Source organism: Stenotrophomonas sp. 05L44_2 (genome assembly GCF_056665995.1).
The window spans coordinates 1-3,254 of sequence record NZ_JBFTNR010000488.1 but is presented as its reverse complement, the minus strand read 5'-3'; the positions used below and the strand labels follow the sequence as shown (position 1 = coordinate 3,254).

The window sequence follows — 3,254 nt, the reverse complement described above, 5'->3', positions numbered from 1 at the left end:
GCTGCAAGGGCACCACCCGCCCGACCAGTTGTTCAGCGCGGCGGTTCAGCAGCGGCGCGTCACTCTGCCGCGCGCGCGGCTTGCCCCAGTGCCGGTAGCACTGGATCGACAGCACGCTCAGCACCACGAAAGCGACCACCTGCCACAGCACCGGGATATCGGCGAACACCGCTACCAGCGCGAACACCGCCGCCGCACCGATGCCGATCCACAGCATGAACGCGCCGGGCGCCAGCGCTTCGGCGGCGAACAGCAGCAAGGCCAACGCACCCCAGGCAACGACTTCCCAGCGCATGTCAGCCTCCGATCGGTGGCGGCCGCTTTGCCGGCGGCCGGGTTTCCTGGTTGGACAGGGCCTGCTTGGCCAGCTCGGCCACGCCGGCGATCGAACCAATCACTCCGCTGGCCTCCATCGGCATCAGCACCAGCTTCTGGTTCGGCGACGTGGCCAGTTCCTTGAACGCTTCCACATACTTCTGGGCGATGAAGTAGTTGATGGCCTGGACGTCGCCGTCGGCGATCGCCGCCGACACCACCTGGGTCGCCTTGGCTTCGGCTTCGGCCAGGCGCTCGCGTGCTTCGGCGTCGCGGAATGCGGCCTCGCGCCGCCCCTCCGCCTCCAGCACCGTAGCCTGCTTCTCGCCTTCGGCACGCAGGATCTCAGACTGCCGCGAACCTTCCGCCTCGAGGATCTGCGCGCGCTTCTCGCGCTCGGCCTTCATCTGCCGTGCCATCGCATCGAGCAGGTCGCGCGGCGGCTGGATGTCGCGGATCTCGATGCGGTTGACCTTCACGCCCCACGGGTTGGTCGCATGATCGACCACGCTGAGCAGCTTGGCGTTGATCACCTCGCGCTGGCTGAGCGATTCATCCAGGTCCATCGAGCCGATCACGGTACGGATGTTGGTCTGCACCAGGGCGATCATCGCCACTTCCAGCACCGATACCTCGTAGGCGGCCTTGGCCGCGTCCAGTACCTGGAAGAACACCACGCCATCGACGCGCACGGCGGCGTTGTCCTTGGTGATCACTTCCTGGCCGGGCACGTCCAGCACCTGTTCCATCATGTTCACCTTGCGCCCCACCCCGTAGACGATCGGGATCAGGAAATGCAGGCCGGGCGACATGGTGTGGGTGTAACGGCCGAACCGCTCGACGGTCCATTCATAGCCCTGTGGCACCATCCGCACTGCCTTGAACAGGATGACCACGGCCACGAAGGCCAGCACCGCGCTGAAGAACATGGTCGGGAACATCGCGCTTTCCTTATGGGAGACGTCCGGAGCCCAGCATAGCGCGCGGATGCAGGCGGTGCGGGTACCGCACGTTCCAGCCGAAAGCAGCCGAGCGTGGCCCGGCGCTGCAGGATGAACCCGCTCAGATCCGGGTCGTGGCCAGGAAGCGCTCGCGGTCCTGCTGGGTCTGCCGGCGGATCTCGGCCAGCGCCTGGCTTTCGGTCGCCTCCAGCATCGCCTCGAACAGGCGCTGGAAGTGATGGCGCATCGCATTGCGTGCAGCGACGGGATCGCGCGCGCGCAGCCCCTCGAAGATCGCCATGTGCTCGTCGGCGCGGCTGGCACCATCGTCATGGCACACCCGTGCGTAGACCTCGGTCACCCGCGGCAGCTCGCTGCGCATGCGCCAGATCTGCTGCACGAAATACTCGACCACCGGGTTGCCCGAGAGGCGGGCGATGGCCAGGTGGAAGCGGCGGTCGTAGTCGCCGGCCTCTTCATCGGTAAGGTCACGACGGCACAGCGCTTCAGCCAGCACCTGCAGCTCGGCGATGCCGGCCTCATCGATATTGCTTGCCGCCAGCGCTGCAGCTTCCRCTTCGAACACGGCACGCGCCGCGGTCAGGTCGAAGGCGCTGATATCGGGCAGCCCGCCGGCAGCCTGGGCCGGGCGCGGCTTCACATAGACGCCCGAACCGATACGGATCGCGATCCAGCCCTGCGCTTCCAGGGCGATTTCCGCCTCACGGATGGTGACCCGGCTGACGCCGAAGCGTTCGGCAAGTTCACGTTCGCCCGGCAGGCGCGAACCCGACGGATATTCGCCATCCTCGATCAGCTTGCGGAGCTTGGCGGCGATGGTCTGGTAGAGACGGTTGGCGGACATGCGGCTGACCCTTGGCGGTTCCCTCCGGGCCCGTCCCCGGCCACCGGGCACGGTGCGGGTCCGGTTGGAGCGACGGCGCGACCATTGGCCGCGCCGCCCTGTTCAGAACTTGTATCGTACACCGAAATACGCGCGCCGCCCGTAGCTCACCACCTCGCGGAAATTCCCGTAAAGCGGCTGGTACGCCACGCGTGGCTCGTCGGTCAGGTTCATCAGTTCCAGCGACAGCGACAGCTGCTTGTTCACCCGGTAACGCAGGCGCAGGTCGACGCTGGTGTTGTCATCGTAGTAGCGGTTCTGCTGCGCCGTGTTGCCGGTGAAGTCCTGGTAATAGTGCGAACGGAACTTGCCGATGGCCTGGATGTTGAAGCGGCCCACATCCCAGTAGAGGGAACCGGACAGCACATGCCGCGAGAAGCCGCTCAGGCCGGCCGGCGGAACGATGGCCGGAATGATCGATCCATCGGCGGCCAACTGCTCGCCCAACCGCGAATCCTGCGTCTGGTAGTCGGCGTCGGCATAGTTGTAGCTGACCTTGAAGCCGAGGCCATCGAACGGCTTGGGCAGGTACGAGAACCGGTGGGTGGCACTGAGCTCGATACCGGTCAGGGTGCTGTCTTCATCGGTGGTCACCTGCTGGCGCACCGGCACGGTCACCGTCTGTCCGTTGAGGGTGTAGGTCTCCGGCACCAGCGCGGTGGCGGTGCCGCCGTTGAACTGCTTCCAGTACACCGCACCGGCCAGCAGCGTATCCGGGTTCGCATACCACTCAAGCGAGACATCGCCGTTCCAGGACATAAGCGGCTGCGCAGCCGGATTGCCGCTGGCACTGATGTCGTCCAGCGCGTCGGCCAGGCCCGTATAGGTGGCATCGCTGCTGACATTGATGGTTCGCCCGGCACCGAGTGCGGCGATATCCGGGCGTGACATCGCCCGGTACGCGCCCAACCGCAGCAACAGGTCCGGCTTCAGCTCGAATGCGGCATTCAGGCTTGGCAGCAGCTTGTCGTTGCCAGCCTTGAACACCTGGGTGGTGAAATCACCAGTGGGTTGCAGGCGGATCGTGCCGTCGCCGTTGTCGATGACCGCCAGGTCGGTGCGCACGCCTTCCGAACGCACGTCGGTCTTGACCC

4 protein-coding genes are annotated in these 3,254 nt (G+C 66.0%); all 4 read right to left on the bottom strand.

Annotated features, from left to right (window positions below; all coding sequences use genetic code 11):
- The coding region (locus tag AC1VAN_RS16215; RefSeq protein WP_480986191.1) for an NfeD family protein at positions 1–295 on the bottom strand (295 nt) is incomplete at its 3' end.
- 1 nt (position 296) lies between these two features.
- Complete coding sequence (locus AC1VAN_RS16210) at positions 297–1,256, bottom strand: SPFH domain-containing protein (protein WP_025877782.1); 960 nt, start codon at positions 1,254–1,256, stop codon at positions 297–299.
- A 121-nt stretch (positions 1,257–1,377) separates the two neighbouring features.
- Positions 1,378–2,121, bottom strand: a complete 744-nt coding sequence (locus AC1VAN_RS16205) for a FadR/GntR family transcriptional regulator (protein ID WP_480986190.1) — start codon at positions 2,119–2,121, stop codon at positions 1,378–1,380.
- Between the two features lie 102 nt (positions 2,122–2,223).
- Positions 2,224–3,254 (bottom strand): TonB-dependent receptor domain-containing protein (locus AC1VAN_RS16200; protein ID WP_480986189.1); only part of this gene is annotated, 1,031 nt, incomplete at its 5' end.

Bases quoted from the DNA above. Each gene is read 5' to 3' on its own strand.
- AC1VAN_RS16210 (WP_025877782.1), bottom strand. From the start codon at position 1,256: ATGTTCCCGACCATGTTCTTCAGCGCGGTGCTGGCCTTCGTGGCCGTG.